Source organism: Sinosporangium album (assembly GCF_900100605.1).
Lineage (GTDB): Bacteria > Actinomycetota > Actinomycetes > Streptosporangiales > Streptosporangiaceae > Sinosporangium > Sinosporangium album.
The window spans coordinates 252944-268727 of record NZ_FNCN01000005.1 but is presented as its reverse complement, the minus strand read 5'-3'; the positions used below and the strand labels follow the sequence as shown (position 1 = coordinate 268727).

Here is a 15784-nt window from a genome sequence, read left to right as displayed (position 1 = left end):
CCCGGTCTCCCGCTCACCCCGGTGTCGCGGCAGCGGCCCGCACGGTCACGGCAGCGGCCCGCACGGTCACGGCAGCGGCCCGCACGGTCACGGCAGCGGCCCGCACGGTCACGGCACGAAGAGCGTGAGCAGCAGCCAGGCCGGCACAAGCGCCGCGACGACGGAGTCGAGCCTGTCCATCAGGCCACCGTGACCGGGAAGCGCCTTTCCCATGTCCTTCATGCCGATGTCGCGTTTGATGACGGACTCGACGAGATCGCCGACCGTGGCGAAGACGACCACGACCGCGCCCAGGACGACGCCCTGCCAGATCGCGGCGTCGAGCAGCCACACGATCAGCCACGCGCCCACCAGCATGCAGGCGAGGGCGGACCCGGCGAAGCCCTCCCACGTCTTCTTCGGGCTGATCACCGGGGACATCGGATGCTTGCCGAACAGCACCCCGGCGGCGTATCCACCGACATCGCTCGCCACCGTGGTGGCGATGAACACGATCACCCGCTCCGGACCCAACGGCTGATCAAGCATTAACGCCACGAAAGCCGCCAGGAGCGACGGGTAGACGAGAACGAGCACCGTGGCCGCGGTGTCCCGCACGTAGCCCTCGGTGCCTAGGAACATCCGCCAGGCCATCACGCCGAAGGCGAGCATCGCGAAGGTGCCCACCAGCCAACCGGCGCCACCCCAGTAGGCGGCGGCCACCATGGCGGCCATGCCGCCCACGACCGGGATCAGCGGAACCTTGATGTCGTACGTCGCGAACGCCTTGACCAGCTCACGAACCCCGGCCCCGACCGCGACGACGACGACCGCGAGGAAGAGCTCCTCGACGAGGAAGAGCGAACCGACGATGAGCACACCGAGGAGCAGCCCCACCGCGATCGCCGCGGGAAGGTCGCGCCCGGCGCGCCCGCCGCCCGGGGTGCCTCTACCCTCGTCGGGATTTCCCTCGGCAGCCGAACCTTCCACAACGGTCTCACTCTCACGCGCGTGATCCTTGCGCTCCGCACGCCTGACGAGGTGCGAAACACAAGGATCACGATTGACACGGCCTGCAGGACAGACCTCAGACCTCAAGCAGCTCGGCTTCCTTGTGCTTGAGCAACTCGTCGATCTTGGCGACGTGCTTCTGAGTGAGCTCGTCAAGCTCCTTCTCGGCCCGCCGCACCTCGTCCTCCCCGGCGTCGCCGTCCTTCATCAGCTTGTCAAGGGCTTCCTTCGACCGGCGGCGGATGTTGCGCACGGAGACACGGCCGTCCTCGGCCTTGGAGCGCGCGACCTTGATGTATTCCTTGCGGCGCTCCTCCGACAGCTCAGGGAAGACCACACGGATCACCTGACCGTCGTTCGTGGGGTTCACACCGAGGTCACTGTCGCGGATCGCCCGCTCGATGGCGCTCACCGACCCCCGGTCGAAGGGCTGCACGATCACCATGCGGGCCTCGGGCACGTGGAACGAGGCAAGCTGCTGAATCGGAGTCTGAGACCCGTAGTATTCAGCGCTGATCTTGTTGAACATGGAAGGCGCGACACGACCGGTACGGATGCCGGCGAAGTCCTCCTTGGCAACCGTGACGGCCTTGTCCATCTTCTCTTCGGCCTCGAAGAGGATCTCGTCGATCACAGTCTGGCTCCCTTTCTCCCTACCCGCACGGAGGCCACGCCCCCGCACACCCCATGGCCTACTTGGCCGGGCTCACAAGCGTGCCGATCTTCTCACCACGGACGGCCCGCAGGATGTTGCCCTCACCCATCAGGTCGAAGACGACGATCGGTAGGCCGTTGTCCATGCACAGACTGATCGCGGTGGCGTCCATGACGCCGAGTCCGCGAGTGAGCACTTCGCCATAGTCGAGATGGTCGAACCGTACGGCATCTGGGTTCTTACGCGGGTCGGAGTCATAAACCCCATCCACCTGGGTGCCTTTGAGCAGCGCCTGGGCACCGATCTCCAACGCGCGCTGGGCGGCGCAGGTGTCGGTGGAGAAGAACGGCGAGCCCAGACCGGCCCCGAAGATCACCACTCGCCCCTTTTCCAGGTGGCGGATGGCACGCCGGGGAAGGAACGGCTCGGCCACCTGCTGCATGGTGATGGCCGTCTGAACACGGGTGTCGATGCCCCGCTTCTCCAGGAAGTCCTGGAGCGCCAGGCAGTTGATCACTGTGCCCAGCATGCCCATGTAGTCGGCGCGGGCCCGGTCGATGCCCCGTTCGGACAGCACAGCTCCCCGGAACATGTTCCCGCCGCCGACCACCACCGAGACCTGGACGCCCACCCGGACGGCCTCGGCGATCGAATCGGCCAAGTGCCCTACGACGCCGGGGTCGATGCCCAGCGGCTCACCCCCGGCGAACGCCTCGCCGGACAATTTGAGCATGACCCGCTTCCAGCGGAGCAGGCCAGAATTGGGCGAATCCACCGACGTGGCGGGTTCATGATTCTCCTGCACGACGGCGGCCTCCTCGTGTGGTCGTCATGAGAGAAGAGCTTGGTCCAAGCTTAGGTTGTGTCGACCCAGGGCCTGGCCCGGGACAGGGCTTTGCGGGCCTTGTCCGTCGAGTCTCTTTGATCCTTGAGCATTCCATCCCCGTTGGCGAGTCCCACCACGGGGTCGCCCCACCGGACCCGCCAACCCGCCGATCACGCCGCCGACCGAATCCGGCCTGCGACGGCCGCCCACGTCAGGCGGCCCGGGCGGACCCGACGGTCTTGGGGGCCCGTACGGCTTGCACCGTCCGATGCGGACCACGCGCCGGAACGGCCACTACAAACCTGGCATGGAGCCGGACACGATGTCCAACGGATCAGGCTCATCCGCGGCGGATCCATGGCCTTGGCGGCCCGGCCAGGCGGGATGACCGCGACGACCCGGCCCTGGGACGACCGGCCCGCGCAAGGCCACGTGGATCGCGGCACGAGACGGCCCGGCGCGGCCCGGCCAGGTGGGACGCCGCCTCAGGACGCGCGGCCAGGGTGAGGCCACATGGATCGAGGCGGACACGCCGGCTTCGCCGTACACCGCCCGCCTTGGGTGCGCTTGAGATTGGGACGCCCCGGATCCGGGACGAGGCCGGTCTCACATGCCCGCGGCATGGACCCTGCCCCTCCTGGACAAAACACCGCATCCACCGCAAACCCGGGCCTCGACGTTTTCCGCCTTGCGGGGAAACCGTGCGAGCGCCCGGGATGGAAGAACCCTAGGCGTCGGAGACACTCGCCGACCGAGCGATCCGAACGAGCCGAGCAGTCCGAGAACGCGGCGCGCCACGGCCGATTGATCAGGCCTGGCCGACCTTGAAGCGGACGAAGCCCAGGACCTTGACCCCGGCCTCCTCCGCGACCTTGGCGATGGGGGTCTTGTTGTCGCGGACCGAGGTCTGCTGAACCAGCGTGAAGTCCTTGTACCACGCGGAGATGCGACCCTCGACGATCTTGGGCAGCGCGGCCTCCGGCTTGCCCTCCTCGCGGGTCATCTGCTCGAAGACGGCGCGCTCCTTCTCCAGGACCTCGGCCGGAACGGTCTCCGGGCTGAGGAACTTCGGAGCCATGGCCGCCGTGTGCTGCGCGAGGAAGCGCCCCACCTCGGCGTTCGGAGCATCGAGCTTGATCAGCACGCCCACGGTCGGGGGAAGCTGCGGGTCCGACTTGTGCATGTAGGAGGTGACGTAGCCGCCCTCCAGCACCTCGAACCGGCGAACCTCGATCTTCTCACCGAGCGCGGCGTTGGCCTCGTCCAGCAGCTCCTTCACCGCGCGCCCGTCGAGCAGCGACTCGAGCAGCGTCGGCACGTCGCCCGGCTTCGTCGCCGCCACGTGCTCGACGATGCGAGCGGCGAGCTCCTGGAAACGCTCACCCTTGGCGACGAAGTCGGTCTCGCACGCCAGCTCCAGCAGGGCGGCCAGCGAGTCGCCCTCGTGCTTGACGGCCACCAGGCCGTTGGAGGCGGTGCGGGCCTCGCGCTTGCCGACATCCTTGGCGCCCTTGATGCGCAGGATCTCGACGGCGCGCTCGAAGTCGCCCTCGGCCTCCTCCAGCGCCTTCTTACAGTCCATCATGCCTGCGGCGGTCAGCTCGCGCAGCCGCTTGACATCGGCCATGTTGACAGAAGCCATTGTCGTTTCCTCATGGGATTCGTCGTGGACCGGGCGGACACCGCCGACCCGCCCCCCAGGCGCCGCTAGGTGCGGCGAACCCGAAGGGCGGGCCCTGATCGGGCGACCGCCCGGGAAGAGCCAGTCGTACGGCGGAGCCGCACGAACGTCACGCCTGCTCGGCGTCCTTGTTCTCAGCGGCCTCGGTGCTCTCAGCGGCGACCGGAGCGCTCTCGGTGACCTCAACGCTCTCGGTGACCTCAACGCTCTCGGTGACCTCAGCGGCCTCAGCCGCCTCGGTGCTGCTCTCGGCGGCGGCCGGAGCCTGCTCGGTCGCCGGAGCCTCGGCCTCGGAACGCTCAAGCAGCTCGCGCTCCCACTCGGCCAGCGGCTCGACGTCCGCGGCACCCGCCGGCTTGTCGTCCCCACGGGACACACCGGCCCGCGCCATGAGGCCGTCGGCCACCGCGTCCGCGATCACGCGGGTGAGCAGGCTGACCGAACGGATCGCGTCGTCGTTGCCCGGGATCGGGTAGTCGACCTCATCCGGGTCGCAGTTCGTGTCGAGGATCGCGACGACCGGGATGTTGAGCTTGCGCGCCTCGTTGACGCCGATGTGCTCCTTCTTCGTGTCCACGACCCACACGGCGCTCGGCACACGGGCCATGTCACGGATGCCGCCGAGCGTGCGCTCAAGCTTCTCCTTCTCGCGGCGGCGCATCAGGAGCTCCTTCTTCGTGAGCCCCGAACCGGCCACGTTGTCGAAGTCGAGCTCCTCCAGCTCCTTCAGACGCTGAAGCCTCTTGTGCACCGTGGAGAAGTTGGTGAGCATGCCGCCCAGCCAGCGCTGGTTGACGTAAGGCATCCCGACCCGGGTCGCCTGCTCGGCGATGGCCTCCTGGGCCTGCTTCTTGGTGCCGATGAACAGGATCGAGCCGCCGTGGGCGACGGTCTCCTTGACGAAGTCATAGGCACGGTCGATGAACGACAGCGACTTCTGCAGGTCGATGATGTAGATGCCGTTGCGCTCCGTGAAAATGAAGCGCTTCATCTTCGGGTTCCAGCGACGAGTCTGGTGACCGAAGTGCACGCCGCTCTCAAGGAGCTGTCGCATGGTGACGACGGGGGTCATAGAGGACCTCCTGGTCGGGGCGCCCAGAGCCCTGGGCGCAGTTCTCGGTTCTCAGCGGCGGCCTTGCGAACCACCGCTCCTGACGCCCTGAGCCGTTCCAGCCGGACTACCGTCCGGACCGAGGGAACAGACCCGCCTTCGGGCGTGCGAAGTCGGCCTGTGCCAGACAGGCCATCGAAGAGTCTACCTCTCGCGCACCGTCCGCTCGTCCGACTCGACCCGCCCCCCCTCGCCCTGTCCGGACCCGGCTGTCCGCATTTCCCACCCGGACGCGGACGGCCCGACATTCCCATAGAGGGAACCGCATCGGCCCGTCTGGCCCGAAACGGTGATATAGGAGCCCCCTACATCCCCGCCCCCACTGTTTATCCACAGGAAACTCAGCAATATTGCCCACTTTTCAGGCGGCGACCTCGACTATCCACAGAATGCCGTTCGGCCACACATGGCAAGCCTCAGCTCAGTCATTCTGCTCGGGTGACAACGCCACTCGACCGAACAGCACCAGATCCCCAAGGCGACGCTCCTGAGCCGTTTCGGCCACCGCCGACTAAATCCTGTCTCCGTCAAACGCCAGGTTCGAGACGCCTCATACGCATCCCCGACGAGACCACTAAAGCCGCCGCTCGATCCATCTCACCAGCATGGGCCGACAATTCATCCCACCAGCCCGCCTCATATCCGAGAGCGACCTCCCGCAGACCCCCTTACGCCAAACCGAGATTGCCCGCGTCTTCACATTCATGCCCGTTCCCTCACAGATCTCACGGCCACTTCCCTCGACCGTTCACCTATAAGGCCATGCACATCAATCCGACCGAACACGCAATCCCGGGCTCCGCCTCCGCCTCTCACGAGGGCCCTAGACCCCAAGCAGAGAATCCCCATTCCCCAGACCTCAGCATCTCTTCACCGAGACGTAAGAGCCCCAGCCTTGCCCGACCAATCCATCGGCCACCCCGGATAAGGATCCTCCTCCCCATGCTCGCCGTCCTGATCTGCCTGACCCCATCATCCGCTCATCACAATCCGCCAATGCCGTTGAATCACCACCTGACCCGCACCTCCAAGGCATCCGCGATGAAAAGCCCCCGCCCCCAGGTCAATCCACCCGTAGAAACGCATGTCACCAGGCCCTCTGTCCTGCCACAGATCAAGTTGGGCACGAGTCCTCAGAAGCAGACGCCGCCTCCTCTCCCCCGGCCTTCCCCCACCGTGACCACTCCGACTGCCCGGCCGACCGGGCAGACCCCCTGGGCACAGCCTGAGGGCAACGCAGCCACCCCTCAATGGAGGTGGCCGCTCGAAGGCACACCGCGCGTTCTCCGGGAGTTCGCCCCTCCCAGCGCCCCCTGGCTGGCCGGCCACCGGGGCGTCGACCTCGCCGCCGTCCCCGGCCAGTCCGTGGTCGCCACGGGTCAGGGCACAGTGCTTTACGCCGGCCCCGTCGGCGGACGCGCAGTCGTCTCGATCCGACACCCGAACGGCTTGCGCACGACATATCTCCCCCTCGAAGCATCCGTGCGTCCGGGCCAACCCGTCTCCTCCGGCACGCCCATAGGCAGGGTCACGGATCACCCTGGCCACTGCCCCGTCACCTGTCTCCACTGGGGGCTCCTGCGGGGCCAGACCTATCTCAACCCGCTCGTTCTACTCGGTCTTGGCAGAGTTCGACTTCTTCCGCACTGGACCGCACCCCCGTAGCCGGACGCAAACGTCACGCCTGCTTGAAAATTCTGCAACGGCTCTAAGTGCGACAGGGGAACCCCTTTGAATCCGCCGCCAAACTATAAAGGTGCACGGCCTCCGCCTTAGTCGCCGCCCAATACGCAAGCCACTACCACAGCTCTGAACTGTGAGATAGAGCGGCCTTAGCAGGTCGACCAGTGTTGGTAGAGCTACATCGGGCCCACGTGGGGTGGCAAATTCCAAGCCGCCCTCTCGGTCACCACTGGATAAGTCCGAGGCCTCGCCCCAGACCAGTTCGAAAAGCCGACCGACGCACTCTTCTATGTATAACCGGTGCACCACGCTGATACTGCGAGGGTCATGCGGCCTTAAGCGGAGTGCCGTCATAGCTCCAGCAAAGATCGTCGATCCAGCAGAGGTCGTCAATCCAACAGAGGTCGTCAATCCAACACAGTGGGCGGGCATGGTGATTGAAGGCCGAATTGAACTCGCGGCTCCGGTCGATGACGCCCCGCCGAGAGGTGAACTCGCCGAGCCGCAGCGAGCGATGCGCCGGGATCGAGAAGAAGATCTCAACCTGGTCCAACCACGAGGCGTGCCTGGGCATGTCCGTCATGAATCGGGCTGCGCATCGCTGCGCCTTTCACTCCCCGGCCACGAGTAGGGCATGATGCCGTGGTGACTGCCCGACGTATCACCTCCGGCGCCCGCACAGCGCCCACCGTTCACCGGATCAAAGTCACGCTGGCCGGGTCACGCCCGCCGATCTGGCGGCGTGTCGAAGTCCCTTCCGCGATCACGCTGCGCGGACTGCACGATGTTCTCCAAGCGGCTTTCGGCTGGGAGGACTACCACCTGTGGGCCTTCGAGAGCCCTCTGGCCCGCTACGGCATTGCCGACCCCGAATTGGAGATCGCCGACGCCGCCGCAAAACGACTCGACCAGGTAGCCCTCGCGCAGCATGACCGTCTCGGCTACACCTACGACTTCGGCGACAACTGGGAGCACACCATCGTCGTCGAGGCTGTCACTCCTGCCGAACCCGGCATCGCCTATCCGCGCTGCCTCACCGGTCGGCGAGCCTGCCCGCCTGAAGACTGCGGCGGCATCTGGGGTTACAACTATCTTCTGGAGATCCTCGCCGACCCCAAGCACGAAGAGCACGGGGATCGCCTGGCGTGGCTCGGCCTCGGCTCCGCTGACCAGTTCGATCCCGCCACCTTCGACCTGACAAGGACGAACACCGCGCTATCCGGCCTGACGGCTGTCCTCGTCAAGGACTGACGGAGCCCTGCCGATCAACGCCCCCTCGCAGGATCAACGCGTTGCAACCCGTACCTATCGGATGCATGGCAAGCGCCATACCTCCCTCAGACGGCAGATCGCCCAATGCTCCCGGTGGCCCGCAGCCCCGGCTGTGACCACGCCTCCACCAGGTCACGCCGCGTGGCGGATCGACCCGATGCTGCCCTAACCGGCGAAGCAAACGACCACCTCAGATACACGTGCGACGCAACGCTCAATCGCCACAACCTGCACCGGCCACCATCAACCCCCTCCGCAAGGTCGAACACCGTCCGTACGCGGGGGGCGAACCGCCGCCGCGCCTGCACTGGCGGGGCTTCGCCACTCGGTCACGGTCACGCCCCAGATGTCGAACCATCCTCTGTGTGCGGGACGTGGGAAGTGGTCGCGGTGTCGCGAACCAGGGAGGGGGCAATGACAGGCCGGGTGGTTCAACGTTCGTCGCGGTCGGCCGTACCGGGTTCGTCCTGTTGCGGCGGAACCGAGGAGGGGCAGCGGGGGTCTTTGATGGGTCTGAGGCGCCAGCCTTGGGGAACGCGTTGGATGTATCCGCCCGCTGCCAGGTGGCCCAGGCAGCTCAGGGCCGTGGGGATGTCGACGCCGGCCTGGATCGCGATGGTCGCCGGGCCGGCGCCGGAGCGGGCTGGGACGGCGTCGAGGACGGACTGGGTCGTGGGGCTCAGGGCGTCACGTGGCAGCAGGGGACCACGCTGTTCAGGGGCGAGGTCTTCGCCGAACGTCCCCACGAGTTCGATCATTTCGGGAGCGGAGGTGATGCATATGGCCTTTCCTTCTCGGATGAGTTTGTGGCAGCCTGCGGAGTTCGCCGAGGTGATAGGGCCGGGCACGGCGCCGAGGTGGCGTTGAAGGGTCGAGGCGTGGGCGGCGGTGTTGAGTGCCCCGCTGCGCAGCGCCGCTTCGACGACGAGCGTGCCTCGGGACAGTGCCGCGATGAGACGGTTGCGCACGAGAAACCGTGCGCGGGTCGGTCGAACTCCGGGTGGGCATTCGCTGATGACGAGACCGTGATGGCGAACAGCCGCGAAAAGCTCGTGATGGCCGCTCGGGTAGCAGAAGTCGGCACCACAGGCGAGGACGGCCACCGTGGGGGCCTCTCCCGAGAGTGCACCGCGATGAGCGGCGGCATCGATGCCGTAAGCGCCTCCCGAGATGACGCCCCACCCGGAGTCACTCAGACCAGCGGATATGTCGGCAGCGATGTGCGTCCCGTAGGCGGTCGCGGCGCGAGAGCCGACCATCCCGACAGAGCGCAGGCAGGAGAAGCGGAGGTCCGCCGACCCGTGGAGCCACAGACCTAGCGGTCTTCCCTCCGCCAGGTCGTCCAGCTGGGTCGGCCACTCGGGATCGCCGGGAACGATGAAGCGGCCCCCTCCCCCTTCTCCAGTGTCCAGGTCTCTAATCGGATTCGCGGCCGAGATCCGCGCGGCCCACACATCGAGCGTCTTCTCAGCGTCGAAACACCTCCCACGCCCCTGAGCACGAGCGGTCTCGGCCTCGATGAAGCCGCGGAAAAGACATCGGCGTCGGATCTGTTTGACGGTTTCGATGGCGCCGCATGTCTCGACCAGCCGCCCCATGACCTGATCGCCGGATTCGCTCACCCGCATGAGCGCTGCCCGCGCGACCGCCTCCTCGCTATGCCGTCTCCCCTGCCCAGGCCGGGATTTCTCGGTCGTGCCCCGGCCGGCGTCGCCGATGTCCGCCGACTCCCGCCCGGTAGGGCCGTCGCGGTCACCGCCGTCGCCGTCACGGCCGTCGCGGCTGTTCTCCGAATGGCGCGCGATGCGGGGCGCCGCATCGTGGAGCGCCGCTTCCTCTTCCGTTCCTCTCTCTGCCTCACCGGCTGGGACTCCTGCGGCACCCATCGTCGCTCGATGGATCTCTCCAACCTTTACCGGAGCTCTTGCGAAACGCCGCACCTCCATCCTCATCGCAGGAACCACGCTGACGTTCTCCACAGCGGCCGTCGCCGCGCCTATGATCCGCTCAGCCTCCTTCTCCGCCCGCGTTCCCGTAAAGGACGCCGCCCCCGTCGCCATTACCAACCCCCTTTGACCGGCTCAGCTCATCGCCGTGCCCCGAAAAACCCGTCCCTACTGCACCTGCTCGTCAGAGATGCCTCCGTGTCAGAGATGCCTCACCGGCCGATCAATGATCGATCCCCAGCCACAGGGCCAGGGCACCCGAGGTTTCTTCGGGACCCGGTCGGGCCTCCCCTGAGAGGTCGGCCATGGTCCACGCGACCCGGATGACACGGTCGAGTCCACGTGCGCTCAGAGACCCGTTGTCGAGGCAGGCGGTCAATGGCTTCATCGCCACGTCGGGCAGCCGGAACTCGGCGTGCAAGGCACTCGAAGGGATCTCGGCGTTTGTGCGCCACGGGGTCGCGGCCAGACGTTTGGCACACCTGCCGCGGGCCGCGAGGACACGTGCCGCCACGGTCTTGCTCGACTCGACGAACCGACGGTCGGCCAGTAACTCACGGCGCGAGGATCGGACCACGCCGATCTTGAGATCGACACGGTCGAGGAGAGGCCCGGAGAGACGCCCGAGATAGCGGCGCCGAACCATCGGTGTGCATCGGCACATCTCATCGGTGGTGGCGGGCTGGGCGCACGGACACGGGTTGGCGGCGAGAAGCAGGATGAAGCGCGCGGGAAACGTCACCGTGCCCGCGGCACGGGCGACCGTCACGACTCCCGACTCCAGCGGCTGGCGCAGCGAGTCGAGGATGCTCCTCGGAAACTCAGGTGCTTCATCGAGGAACAAGGCCCCCCTATGGGCGAGTGAGACGGCCCCCGGCCGTACGACGCCGCTGCCGCCTCCCACCACGGAGGCGGCGGTGGCCGTGTGATGCGGGTTGATGAACGGCGGACGGGTTATCAGTGGACAGTCCGGCGGCAGCATGCCCGCCACCGAATGGATCGCTGTCACCTCCAGGGCGTGGTCGTGGTCGAGGGCTGGAAGCAGCGTGGGCAGACGCTCGGCGAGCATCGTCTTGCCCGTGCCCGGTGGGCCGAGCATCCAGAGGTTGTGGCCGCCCGCGGCGCAGACCTCCAGCGCGCGGCGCCCCATGGGCTGGCCGACGACTTCGCTCAAATCGGAGACCGGCCCCGCACCACCAGACGCGCTCTCCCCCACGGCCACATCCGAGGTGTAGGCGATCGCATCGCCGTCTCTCAGCCACTTCGCCAACGACTGCAGATCGGTCATCGGGATGACGGTGACGTCGGGCACCAGCGCCGCCTCCGCCGCGTTGGCGGCCGGGACCACCACGGTGGCGGCGCCCGTCTCCGCGGCGGCGATCACCGCGGGGAGCAGCCCGCGCACCGGCCTCAGCCGACCGTCGAGGCCAAGCTCCCCCAGGAAGAAGTGCTCGGCCACGCGATCGGCCGGGACGACGCCTGCCGCTCCCATGATGGCCACGGCGACGGCGAGATCGAACTGGCTCCCGCGCTTGGGCAGCGTCGCGGGAAACAGGCTCACCGTGACCCGGGTGTCGGGCCATGGGAAGAGGCTGTTGACCATCGCGGATCTGACGCGGTCTCGGGCCTCGCTGAGCGCGGTGTCGGGGAGGCCGATCAGGTGCATGACGGCCAGGCCGCTGCTGATGTCCGCCTCTACCTCGACGACCCGCCCCCCGACGCCCACGAGCGCGACGCAACGGGTGCGCGCCACGGCCATTCAGGCCACCCCCCGCTCATGACGCAGGCTGTAGGTGTTGGCGACACGCTCAAGTGCGACGACATCCACACGGATCGCGTCGAAAGCGGTGCGACCACCGACGCCCCCCTTCAGCCGTCGCGCATATGCCCATTTCGCGGCCAGTGCCCGGAGCCGGGCGACCTTGGCGGGCGTCACCGACTCGAACGCGGTGCCGTGCGTGCGACCCGACCGCGTCTTCACTTCGACGACCACCAGCGAGCCGCGATCAAGAGCGACCACATCGATCTCGCCGTAACGGCACCGCCAGTTGCGGTCGAGAATCTGCATGCCGTTAGACACCAGGTAATCCACGGCGACCTGCTCGCCGTCACGCCCCAGCACATCCTTTGCGGCCATGGGACCACCCCCTCAGGCCCCAGAGCTTGACGCAGACCGAGTGATCCCCAAGCGGCCGAACACGATTCTGTGGAGAACTTTCCCCGGCGCCCACAACAAGCTGAACCTGTGGATAACCTGGCCCGCTTATCCACAGTGCAAGCCCGGCGAACCCAGCCCTATCCCCTGATCGTCACCGCTCGCCTGTACGGCCTCGACCCCGAGGCCGTAAGCGCCAACGCCCCGCCTTCATGCCGAGCCCTCGGACCGCGCAAGGCCGAGCCCTCGGACCGCGCAAGGCCGGGTTCCTGATCCGCGGAGGGCCTGGCCGCAGCCGTACGCCACCGGCCTGCGAGATCACGATCGGGCAGGGGAACGGGCCGATAGGGCCGGCCCGGAGGTGATCAGGTTTCGAGCGGCAACTCCAGCAGTTCCTCGGGCGGGAGAAATCCGGAACGCCGGTAGAGCAGGTTGCTGCGCTCGGACGGCCAGACGATCAGAGTGTCGAGTCGCGTGCTGCGAGCGTGGCGTTTCACCGCGTCTAGGAGCCCCGTGCCGATCCCCCGGTTGCGGTGCGGTGGGGTGACGTAGAAGTTCGTGACGTAGCCGAGTGGAGTGCTGTCGGAGTAGGGATCGGGCATGCGTTCGACCAGGTGGAGGAACACGTGGCCGCAGACCTGCCCGCCGGATTCGGCGACCCAGGCCAGCCAGCGGCCGTCGCCGAGCCGGTCGCGAAGCCAATCTTCGGCCTGCTCCACGGGCTGGTGCGGCCTCGGCGGCTCCCCCTCGTGGTCCTCGAGTTTGAACGCCCAGCGCAGTTCCGCCAGGACGCGCGCATCGCCGGGTCGGGCCGGACGGATGACGGGGTGCGTGATCATTGGGCAATTATCCCCCCGGGGAGACAACGCACGTCTGGACGCGGTGTCGGCGCCTGCGGTGGCCGGCGCCGTGATCAACGGCCAGGTCCAGAGGTCGCCGAGCACGGCGGGCAACGCGAGCCCTGCCAACGCGGCGGCGTGACCACGCGGGCGCGTCCCTTGGACATGACGTGTCGTCAGAGACGGCGACGGCCGGTGCGTCGGACTGCTGGCCGCGGCACCTGCGACTCCGCCGCGGATCCCCGCCGGCACCGTGCCCGACGGATCGCTGTTCGTCCACACCGTGATGACCTGCCGCGGCCCCGCCGACCGCGGCGTCGCCTCGGTCCTGCCGGCCGAGGCCGAGCGGCCAGCCCGAGCGCACAGGGCCCCTGCCCTGGCACTGGATCACTGGGCGGGGAGCCCCGAGCTGGGACGCGTCGACGACGGTTACGGCAACGCCGAAGTCGCGGAATACACCAGTGAACACGACGGCGGCGCCCGTCGCACCACCGTGCGCGTGCGCCACTTGCACAACACCGATTGAGATCGGCCAGGAGGCGGGGGTGAGGCGATCCGGCCCCGATCGGCACCGAGCCACCCACGCGTGACCGCGCCCCTTGACCGACAGGGCACCTGTCGCCAAGGCCCGCACGGCCACGCGCCGGGGCCCCGGCTTGCGGGCTGTCGCCGTACGCCAGAGGCGTGCCGCCGGGGCCGACCGGGCAGATGTCAGCCGGACGTCAGCCCGAGAATCCTTCCTTCGGCATTTCCAAGTCGTGCTTTGCGAGTTCCTCGACGTTGACGTCCTTGAACGTGACGACGCGAACGTTCTTCACAAATCTGGCAGGGCGATACATATCCCAAACCCAGGCATCGTGCATCTTCACATCGAAGAACACGTCACCGTTCTCTGCTGTGCGGACGTCGAGATCGACGGAATTGGTCAGGTAGAAGCGCCGTTCGGTCTCGACGACATAAGTGAACAGGCTGACGACATCGCGATATTCGCGGTAGAGCTGCAGCTCCATCTCGGTCTCGTACTTTTCGAGATCCTCTGCGCTCATGCGGATCCTCCTGTCGCACCTCTCCCTGTGCCACCAGAATCAGGCAACACCGGCCCCCACTTCATTCTCTCCCATCTCACCACCGCGCCCTGCCCGCGCCACCGTCACGAACGAGAAGCGGTGGTCTCGGCAGGGGCCGTGGGCGCTCAGGGCTCTGCGATGGCCCGGGGTGACATAACCCTTGTGTACGGCGAAGCCGTATTGGGGATAACGCTCGTCCAGCGTCGCCATCATCCGGTCCCGGGTGACCTTGGCGACGATCGAGGCCGCGGCCACGCACGCGGCGACCTGGTCGCCCTTCCACACGGCGAGGGACGGCGCCGGCATGCCGGGCACCGGGAACCCGTCGATGAGCACATAGCCAAGGTCACAGGATAGCTTGGCCACGGCCCGTCGCATGCCCTCGACATTGCACTTGTGGAGTCCGCGGGCATCGATCTCGCCCGGGGGGATGGACACGACGCCGACGGCCGCGGCCGCGGCCGTGATGCGGTCGTAGAGGCGCTCGCGGGCGGCGGGGGTGAACAGCTTGGAGTCGCCGAGGCCGTCGATCTCCTTGCCGAGCACCACGGCTGCGACCACGAGCGGGCCCGCGCAGGCTCCGCGGCCGGCTTCGTCGACCCCGGCGATGGGGCCCAAGCCGCGACGGGCCAAGGCGCGTTCATAGCCGTAGAGGCCCGCGTCGCGCCGTACGACGCTCGGGCGCGGGCGGGGACGGAAGGTCACGCTCATGGCACCACGCGGGGGGCGAGGGAGGGCAGGTCTTGAGACGGCCCGGCGCGAAAGACGTTCGCACGCGGGGCACCGGGAGCGCGCGAGGCCCGGCCAGTGTGGAGCCAGGCGAGCACAACCATGAGCACCACGACCATGGAGACAGAGTACGCCTGAATCCGTACTTATGGCAGCTTGGTAAAAGTCTCCGGGGTGGAGAGGAACGTCGCCCGAGAGAGCGGCCAGAAGATCGCGAAGGCTCGGCCGGTGACGTCGTCCTCGGAGATGGAGCCGTCGCCGGTGTATTCGTGGTGGTCCCGCGAGTCGACCGACTGCGAACGGTGGTCTCCCATGAGCCACAGGCGCCCCTGCGGGACCTTCACCTCAAAGGGGTCACTCGGGTAGTCACCGGGATACAGGTATGCCTCTTCGTCGAGAGGATGGCCGTTGACGGTGATGCGCCGCTTGTCGTCGCAGCACTTGACGGCGTCGCCGCCCTTGCCGATCACACGCTTGATGGTGTCGGCGCCGTCCCACCCCTTGAAGACCACGACGTCACCCCGCTCGACGTCCCCGTCAAGACGGTTGACGATCACGCGGTCGCCGACGAGGAGCGTGTTCTCCATCGACTCCGACGGGATCCAGAAGGGCTTGATCACAAAGCTCTGGAGAAGGAAGGCGGTGGCGACACCGATAGCGACCAGGAACGCCAGTTCCTTCACGGCTCCGAGCTTGGAGCCCTTCCGGGGAGCGGGAGTCTCGGCTCCGGACGAGTCGTCCTTGCCGTCCGCCGCGGGGGTCTCACCCGCGGCGGACGCCCCTTGGGAAGACGTGGGGTCATCCGAGCCGGTGTTGTCAGTCATGGTCAC

Annotated in this window: 16 protein-coding genes; 3 read left to right on the top strand and 13 right to left on the bottom strand. The window is 67.4% G+C overall.

Annotated elements, in window-relative coordinates; translation table 11 throughout:
- Nucleotides 1-108: 108 nt before the first annotated feature.
- From BLQ73_RS07660 to rpsB, 5 genes are all read right to left on the bottom strand, one after another.
- Nucleotides 109-969 (bottom strand): phosphatidate cytidylyltransferase, encoded by an 861-nt coding sequence (locus BLQ73_RS07660; protein WP_245690871.1) that lies wholly within the window; start codon nucleotides 967-969, stop codon nucleotides 109-111.
- A gap of 97 nt (nucleotides 970-1066) precedes the next feature.
- On the bottom strand, nucleotides 1067-1624 hold the full coding sequence (gene frr, locus BLQ73_RS07655; RefSeq protein ID WP_093169641.1) for a ribosome recycling factor: 558 nt from the start codon (nucleotides 1622-1624) through the stop codon (nucleotides 1067-1069).
- Nucleotides 1625-1682: 58 nt separating this feature from the next.
- Nucleotides 1683-2450, bottom strand: a complete 768-nt coding sequence (gene pyrH / locus BLQ73_RS07650) for a UMP kinase (RefSeq protein WP_093169640.1) — start codon at nucleotides 2448-2450, stop codon at nucleotides 1683-1685.
- Between the two features lie 829 nt (nucleotides 2451-3279).
- Nucleotides 3280-4113: a translation elongation factor Ts gene (gene tsf, locus BLQ73_RS07645; protein ID WP_093169639.1), complete on the bottom strand. Its 834-nt coding sequence runs from the start codon at nucleotides 4111-4113 to the stop codon at nucleotides 3280-3282.
- A 148-nt stretch (nucleotides 4114-4261) separates the two neighbouring features.
- Nucleotides 4262-5224 (bottom strand): 30S ribosomal protein S2, encoded by a 963-nt coding sequence (gene rpsB / locus BLQ73_RS07640; protein ID WP_093169638.1) that lies wholly within the window; start codon nucleotides 5222-5224, stop codon nucleotides 4262-4264.
- Between the two features lie 1215 nt (nucleotides 5225-6439).
- On the opposite strand from rpsB, the gene BLQ73_RS07635 reads away from it, so the two are divergent.
- Nucleotides 6440-6928 carry a murein hydrolase activator EnvC family protein gene (locus tag BLQ73_RS07635; protein WP_218125656.1) on the top strand — a complete coding sequence of 163 codons (489 nt, stop codon included), beginning with the start codon at nucleotides 6440-6442 and terminating at the stop codon, nucleotides 6926-6928.
- Between the two features lie 343 nt (nucleotides 6929-7271).
- Here the strand turns inward: BLQ73_RS07635 and BLQ73_RS07630 are convergent, their stop codons facing one another.
- Nucleotides 7272-7499, bottom strand: coding sequence for a hypothetical protein (locus tag BLQ73_RS07630; RefSeq protein ID WP_143020166.1), 228 nt, complete (start codon nucleotides 7497-7499; stop codon nucleotides 7272-7274).
- 92 nt (nucleotides 7500-7591) lie between these two features.
- Between BLQ73_RS07630 and BLQ73_RS07625 the strand changes: the two genes are divergently transcribed.
- Complete coding sequence (locus tag BLQ73_RS07625) at nucleotides 7592-8197, top strand: plasmid pRiA4b ORF-3 family protein (protein WP_218125655.1); 606 nt, start codon at nucleotides 7592-7594, stop codon at nucleotides 8195-8197.
- 452 nt (nucleotides 8198-8649) lie between these two features.
- On the opposite strand, the gene dprA is transcribed toward BLQ73_RS07625, so the two are convergent.
- From dprA to BLQ73_RS07605, 4 genes are all read right to left on the bottom strand, one after another.
- Nucleotides 8650-10104 (bottom strand): DNA-processing protein DprA, encoded by a 1455-nt coding sequence (dprA, locus tag BLQ73_RS07620; RefSeq protein ID WP_093169635.1) that lies wholly within the window; start codon nucleotides 10102-10104, stop codon nucleotides 8650-8652.
- A 283-nt stretch (nucleotides 10105-10387) separates the two neighbouring features.
- On the bottom strand, nucleotides 10388-11923 hold the full coding sequence (locus BLQ73_RS07615; protein WP_093169634.1) for a YifB family Mg chelatase-like AAA ATPase: 1536 nt from the start codon (nucleotides 11921-11923) through the stop codon (nucleotides 10388-10390).
- Nucleotides 11924-12301 (bottom strand): YraN family protein, encoded by a 378-nt coding sequence (locus BLQ73_RS07610; RefSeq protein ID WP_093169633.1) that lies wholly within the window; start codon nucleotides 12299-12301, stop codon nucleotides 11924-11926.
- A gap of 383 nt (nucleotides 12302-12684) precedes the next feature.
- Entirely contained in the window at nucleotides 12685-13158 is a 474-nt protein-coding gene (locus BLQ73_RS07605) for a GNAT family N-acetyltransferase (RefSeq protein ID WP_093169632.1), read from the bottom strand.
- Nucleotides 13159-13411: 253 nt separating this feature from the next.
- Here BLQ73_RS07605 and BLQ73_RS07600 point away from each other — a divergent pair, with 253 nt between their 5' ends.
- A complete protein-coding gene (locus BLQ73_RS07600) occupies nucleotides 13412-13684 on the top strand; it encodes a hypothetical protein (RefSeq protein ID WP_093169631.1) in 273 nt (90 codons plus the stop codon).
- A gap of 196 nt (nucleotides 13685-13880) precedes the next feature.
- Here BLQ73_RS07600 and BLQ73_RS07595 read toward each other — a convergent pair whose 3' ends face one another.
- From BLQ73_RS07595 to lepB, 3 genes are all read right to left on the bottom strand, one after another.
- On the bottom strand, nucleotides 13881-14204 hold the full coding sequence (locus tag BLQ73_RS07595; RefSeq protein ID WP_093169630.1) for a DUF2469 domain-containing protein: 324 nt from the start codon (nucleotides 14202-14204) through the stop codon (nucleotides 13881-13883).
- 39 nt (nucleotides 14205-14243) lie between these two features.
- Nucleotides 14244-14936 carry a ribonuclease HII gene (locus BLQ73_RS07590; RefSeq protein WP_093169629.1) on the bottom strand — a complete coding sequence of 231 codons (693 nt, stop codon included), beginning with the start codon at nucleotides 14934-14936 and terminating at the stop codon, nucleotides 14244-14246.
- A 164-nt stretch (nucleotides 14937-15100) separates the two neighbouring features.
- A complete protein-coding gene (gene lepB, locus BLQ73_RS07585) occupies nucleotides 15101-15778 on the bottom strand; it encodes a signal peptidase I (protein ID WP_093169698.1) in 678 nt (225 codons plus the stop codon).
- Between the last annotated feature and the right edge of the window lie 6 nt (nucleotides 15779-15784).

What these genes read in the sequence shown, in the direction of transcription:
- rpsB (WP_093169638.1), bottom strand. Translation starts at nt 5,224, where the DNA reads ATGACCCCCGTCGTCACCATGCGACAGCTCCTTGAGAGCGGCGTGCAC.
- BLQ73_RS07615 (WP_093169634.1), bottom strand. Translation starts at nt 11,923, where the DNA reads ATGGCCGTGGCGCGCACCCGTTGCGTCGCGCTCGTGGGCGTCGGGGGG.
- BLQ73_RS07610 (WP_093169633.1), bottom strand. Translation starts at nt 12,301, where the DNA reads ATGGCCGCAAAGGATGTGCTGGGGCGTGACGGCGAGCAGGTCGCCGTG.
- dprA (WP_093169635.1), bottom strand. Translation starts at nt 10,104, where the DNA reads ATGGGTGCCGCAGGAGTCCCAGCCGGTGAGGCAGAGAGAGGAACGGAA.
- lepB (WP_093169698.1), bottom strand. Translation starts at nt 15,778, where the DNA reads ATGACTGACAACACCGGCTCGGATGACCCCACGTCTTCCCAAGGGGCG.
- tsf (WP_093169639.1), bottom strand. Translation starts at nt 4,113, where the DNA reads ATGGCTTCTGTCAACATGGCCGATGTCAAGCGGCTGCGCGAGCTGACC.
- BLQ73_RS07595 (WP_093169630.1), bottom strand. Translation starts at nt 14,204, where the DNA reads ATGAGCGCAGAGGATCTCGAAAAGTACGAGACCGAGATGGAGCTGCAG.
- BLQ73_RS07605 (WP_093169632.1), bottom strand. Translation starts at nt 13,158, where the DNA reads ATGATCACGCACCCCGTCATCCGTCCGGCCCGACCCGGCGATGCGCGC.
- BLQ73_RS07590 (WP_093169629.1), bottom strand. Translation starts at nt 14,936, where the DNA reads ATGAGCGTGACCTTCCGTCCCCGCCCGCGCCCGAGCGTCGTACGGCGC.